A 4,898-nucleotide genomic window follows, 5' to 3' on the forward strand; every position below is an offset into this window, starting at 1 on the left:
CTGCCGTTGCGATACCTGAGATCAAGCCCATCGACAGTTCAGCACTCTGGTGAGGGCAACGATTGAGGAGGGCGAAGTAGTCGCCGTCGACATTGAAGATGACGATCGGACGGCCACGCACCTCAAAGATCTTGCGCATGCCCAGACCGACATCCTCTGTCTTGCCCACCACGTGCTTAGCCATCTTTCCTCCCTGGCAAAAGCGAGACGGAACTGATCCGAGAAGCGATGTTAAGGGTAATAAGCTTGCGCCATCTGTCTTGGAATAGACAGATTGGATGAAAATGCACCACCACAGGTGTCGGCGAAAGCAGAACCGAACCTGAAGACGCCGGCGTAACCACGACTGCGTTCGAAGATCCGGCTACGGCGGCCGCTGGTGTCATCACGGCATCGTGCACAATAACCTGCGGCGCTCGAGCCCCGCCCGCGCACGCCCTGGCCGATCTCAATCACACCGCGCCGTTCACCGGGGAGCGGCTGGTGCAGCAGCCGACACGCAACGAGTTCTATCGCGCGGTCCATGCAAATTCTTAACCGGACACCGTTGGAGTGCACCCCCAGACTGAGACAAGGAAAATCGCGGACACCTCCCGTGTTAAGCTATGCAGTCTTTTCCATCTGTCGCCCGCGTGAATGCTTCTGTTCGTATTCCTCCGGACTGAGGTAGTCGAGCGCCGAATGCAGGCGCTGCGTGTTGTAAACGGTCTCTATGAAAGCACCGATGTGCTTGCGGGCATCATCTGCATACTTATAGGCGAGACCTTGCACCTCTTCCTGTTTCAGGGTTTTCATGAAGCTCTCCGCCTTCGCATTGTCGTAAGGATTGCCGACACGGCTCATGCTTGCCTGGATGCCGCGGCGATGCAGAAGTTCGGAGTAAGCCCCGCACGCGTATTGAACCCCGCGGTCGGAATGATGGATGAGGCTCCCGGGTACGGGCTGGCGATCAGCGATCGCCATCTCGAGAGCCTCGATGGCAAGGCTTGCTCTAAGATGCGTGTCCAACGCCCATCCGACAACCTTGCGGCTAAACGCGTCAAGGACAACGGCAAGGAAGGCAAACTCCTCGGCCAGATGCAGGAAGGTGATATCGGCAACCCATAGCTGGTTTACGCCATTGAGGATCATTCCCCTCGCGAGGTTCGGCACTACTTGCCAACCATGCCGGGAGTTGGTCGTCACAGGCACAAAGGGTCTAGCGCGCAGGCACAACAGATTGTCTTCACGCATAATCCGTAGAACGCATTTGTGATTGACTTGCCACCCCTCCCGCCGCAGCAGGGCTCCAATCCGGCGGTAGCCGTAGTGTATGTTGCCGAGAGCCAGCTTCTGAATGAGATCGCGCAAACCCGTCTCGGCCCGACGAGGGGCCGATGACGGCACATCGACTGCACTCTGCAGCTGTGCGGCCCCGTCAACTCCTGCTGTCCTGGCCGGCCGGCCGCGCCGACGTGGCTTCAGATTACCATGAAGCCTGAGATGATCACGCCACTCGTAAAGTCGTTGCCGACTGATACCGACCTCATCTGCCAACTTGCTGACGGTCTCGCCCGCCTCCATGCGCCGGAGAAGCTCCAGCTTTTGGTCATCATCAATAACTCTTTGCCGTCCGGCCATGCCCCAGTTTCCTCTATTTGCGGGGAAACTGTCCGCGATTTTCCTTGTCTCAGTCTGGGGGTGCACTCCATAAGCGTCCGGTTTCGTTTCGGAATCACTGTCCGGTTTCATTGGAATACGCAGTCCATGCTAGAAACCGAAGAAGAGCGCTACCGGACTGTTGTAAAGTGCCAGGGGGGCATCGGCGGCTTCGTCGCTGGATTTGGTCCCCGTCGTGGGCGTCAGCAACGGTCCCGAGAGCCTCAAGATCATGATGTCCTGCGTATTTGAGGAAGGTTCGCAGTGCGGCAAGCCTCGCATTCCGTCTCCGAACGCTGTTGCCGGGAAGTGGCCCGCTCGGGGCCGGAAGTGGCGGATATCTTCCGCTGCTACGGCGAAGCCTATCGCGCACAGCATGACGCGTCGCTGTCGACCGCCCAGCGCCGCGTCATGACGGCGATCGAATTGTGCCGGACCGCCGCACTCGGTGGGCACGTCGAAGCATGCGATCAATGCGGCCACCGGCGCATCGCCTTCAACAGCTGCCGCGACAGGCATTGCCCCCGCTGCCAATGCGCTGGCCCGCGCGCAATGGCTGGAGGATCGTCGCGCCGAGCTTCTCGACACCCAGTACTTTCACGTCGTCTTCACGCTGCCGGAGTCCATTGCCGCCATTGCCTATCAGAACAAGGCGCTCGTCTACGGCCTGCTCTTCCGCGAAACCGCCGAGACGTTGCGCACGATCGCCGCCGACCCCAAGCACCTGGGCGCCGAGATCGGTTTCTTCGCCGTGCTGCATACCTGGGGCCAGAACCTGCTTCATCATCCCCACCTGCACTGCGTCGTGCCGGGTGGCGGGTTCTCGCCGGACCGCACGCGATGGATCGCCTGCAAGCCCGGCTTCTTCTTGCCGGTCCGCGTGCTCTCGCGCCTGTTCCGACGATTGTTTCTGCAGCATCTGGAGAAAGCCTTCGACGCCGGCCAGTTGAAGTTCTTCTCTGACTTGCAGGCCTTGAGCGAGCGCGATGCGTTCCGGCGCTATCTGGCGCCGCTACGAAAGGCGGAATGGGTCATCTATGCCAAGCCACCCTTCGCCGGTCCCGAACAGGTCCTCGACTAACGTCGGCCGCTATACCCACCGCATCGCCATTTCCAACAATCGCCTCGTCGCCATCGAGGATGGCAAAGTCGCCTTTCGCTGGAAGGACTATCGGCACGGCAGTCGGCAGAAGGTCATGACCGTGGCGGCCGATGAGTTCATTCGCCGCTTCCTGCTACACGTCCTGCCCGAGGGCTTCCATCGCATCCGCTATTACGGCTTCCTCGGCAATCGCTATCGCGCGCAAAAGCTCGCCTTCTGTCGTGACCTGCTGGGCATGCCGGTTCCCGAGCCGTCGGACAGCGGATCCGCAAAGGACTATCGCGACCGCTACGAGGACCTTACCGGGCATTCCCTCAGGCAATGCCCCGCCTGTCGTCAAGGCCAGATGATCATCATCGAAACATTCGACGGCGTCACCGACGCCCGCCATACCAGGACACGTCATGAAGCAGGGGCGTCGCCTTCCTTGTCATCAGCATCGCGCCGACCCGCTCGGAAGCCAAACTGAGCCGGTCCCGCAAAAGTGTGCGCCGTCGTCACCGGCAACCTCTCTCAGGCAGGGCGCGGCGCCGATCCTCACATGCCGGAACCGATATCCGCGCCGCTTTCGGCCCACGCCACGCCTTCAATCACCGCGTCCGCGACGCATCCGCATCGCCACGCGATGCCTGTTCATAGGTGCGGCCCCAATTGAAAACCCATAGCGGCCACCCGTGCCGGCGGCTTAGTCCAACACGTTTTTAGCTCACCGCCGCGATCCACCCCAGCGCACTCTCGCCACCCACCTTGCAGCGCGACGCCAAGCTAAAAACGCTCTGCACTATGGAAATATTTCCATAGAAGGCGCAACTGGACCTGCGCCGGTTCCCAGCGCGGCGCCGACCGCGCCGCCGTCATGCTTACCCTCATCACCACGGCACGCCTCAACGACGTCGACCCGAAAGCCTGGCTCGCCGATGTCCTGGCCCGCATTGCCGATCTTCCCGCCTCGAGTCTGCACGAATTACTGCCCTGGCATTGGAAGCGCCTGCGCGTAGCCGACAAGCCCGCCAATCAGCAGGCCGCCTGACCTTCACGCAACGGCATCATAGAGCCCGCCGCGCGCACGCGCGTGTGCCAATCGTGCGGCCTTCGTCGTATGCGTACTGCGACTGGTCCTTTGCTCATACTGAAAAATTGAAGCCGGCGCGAGATCGCTGGGCGGCCTGTTGGGTCGCCATCGATGGTGTTCCGTGCTGGTGAAAGCTTAAGCAGAAACTGCTTTGTTCACTCTACGGGAAGACGGACCAGGACCTGGCCGTCTTCCACCTTCGTCTTGAAAACGGTGATTGGGCATTCAGCCGGGCCTTGAACCACTTCCCCGGAGGTGATCTCAAATTGAGCACCATGCAAAGGGCACTCGATAAGAGTCCCTTCCAGCCAGCCGTCGGAAAGGAGAGCGAATGCGTGTGAACAAACGTTATCGGTCGCGTGTACTTTGCCGCCGATCAGATAGATGGCAATTTGGTTGTCGTCGATTTGGAACGGTGTCACAGTCTCCTCTTGAAGGTCGGAAAAAGGGCAAAGAATGACCCATTTATAAGTCTGCGGCGCCGTATCTATGTTATTTGCTACTGTTATCACAGGTAACTCCGATTGCACGATTAGCCAGTTGCGAGGTAAATATCGGACGGATCGACTTCCTCGGCTCGGCTCAAGATATCCGGCGATATAGGCCTGCCAGCCTTGGCGTCTCGCCGGAGCTGCATCATGTCACGACCGGGGTTGACTCCGACGGCACTGACAAAACGTCCCTGGTCATCGGCGCCAATCTCCAGCCACCGTTCGCTCGCGACGTCTCCGATGCGGTACAGGCGGGTCGCAAGGGCTGGCAGCCCGAATGACTGGATGGTTACGCCGCACTGATCGGACCAGAACCACGGTAGGTCCTGATACTGTGCATCCAGACCGCACATAACTTGTGCGGCCACGACGGCCTGATCGCCGGCCACAGTCCAGCTCTCACTGCGTAGCCGCCGGCCAAGCGCGGGCAAAGGATAGTTCGTCACTTCTCCGGCAGCATATATTCCCGCAACGGACGTTTCGCAGCGAGCGTTCACAAGGATCCCGTCAGCGGTGTCGATGCCGGCGTCAGCGGCGATTTGCGCATTAGGCCCAATCCCGATGCCAATAAGCACCACGTCAGCAACGATCGACC

Annotated in this window: 4 protein-coding genes and 2 pseudogenes; 2 read left to right on the forward strand and 4 right to left on the reverse strand. The window is 60.1% G+C overall.

Features of this window, described 5'->3' with window-relative positions:
• Together NKH90_RS34095 and NKH90_RS34100 are read right to left on the reverse strand one after the other, a co-directional pair.
• A partial coding sequence (locus NKH90_RS34095; protein ID WP_352823674.1) for a Rieske (2Fe-2S) protein occupies positions 1–184 on the reverse strand: 184 nt, incomplete at its 3' end.
• Positions 185–603: 419 nt separating this feature from the next.
• Complete coding sequence (locus tag NKH90_RS34100; RefSeq protein ID WP_352823676.1) at positions 604–1,620, reverse strand: IS3 family transposase; 1,017 nt, start codon at positions 1,618–1,620, stop codon at positions 604–606.
• 327 nt (positions 1,621–1,947) lie between these two features.
• On the opposite strand from NKH90_RS34100, the pseudogene NKH90_RS34105 reads away from it, so the two are divergent.
• Together NKH90_RS34105 and NKH90_RS34110 are read left to right on the forward strand one after the other, a co-directional pair.
• Positions 1,948–3,148: pseudogene (locus tag NKH90_RS34105) on the forward strand (IS91 family transposase).
• Between the two features lie 394 nt (positions 3,149–3,542).
• Positions 3,543–3,770: pseudogene (locus NKH90_RS34110) on the forward strand (transposase domain-containing protein); the annotation flags it as partial.
• A 197-nt stretch (positions 3,771–3,967) separates the two neighbouring features.
• Here NKH90_RS34110 and NKH90_RS34115 read toward each other — a convergent pair.
• Both NKH90_RS34115 and NKH90_RS34120 read right to left on the reverse strand, forming a co-directional pair.
• Positions 3,968–4,324, reverse strand: a complete 357-nt coding sequence (locus tag NKH90_RS34115; protein WP_352761705.1) for a Rieske (2Fe-2S) protein — start codon at positions 4,322–4,324, stop codon at positions 3,968–3,970.
• Positions 4,325–4,344: 20 nt separating this feature from the next.
• A partial coding sequence (locus NKH90_RS34120; protein WP_352823679.1) for an FAD-dependent oxidoreductase occupies positions 4,345–4,898 on the reverse strand: 554 nt, incomplete at its 5' end.

This window comes from Mesorhizobium sp. M0898 (genome assembly GCF_040319695.1).
Classification (GTDB): domain Bacteria; phylum Pseudomonadota; class Alphaproteobacteria; order Rhizobiales; family Rhizobiaceae; genus Mesorhizobium.

Bases quoted from the DNA above. Each gene is read 5' to 3' on its own strand.
- NKH90_RS34100 (WP_352823676.1), bottom strand. From the start codon at position 1,620: ATGGCCGGACGGCAAAGAGTTATTGATGATGACCAAAAGCTGGAGCTT.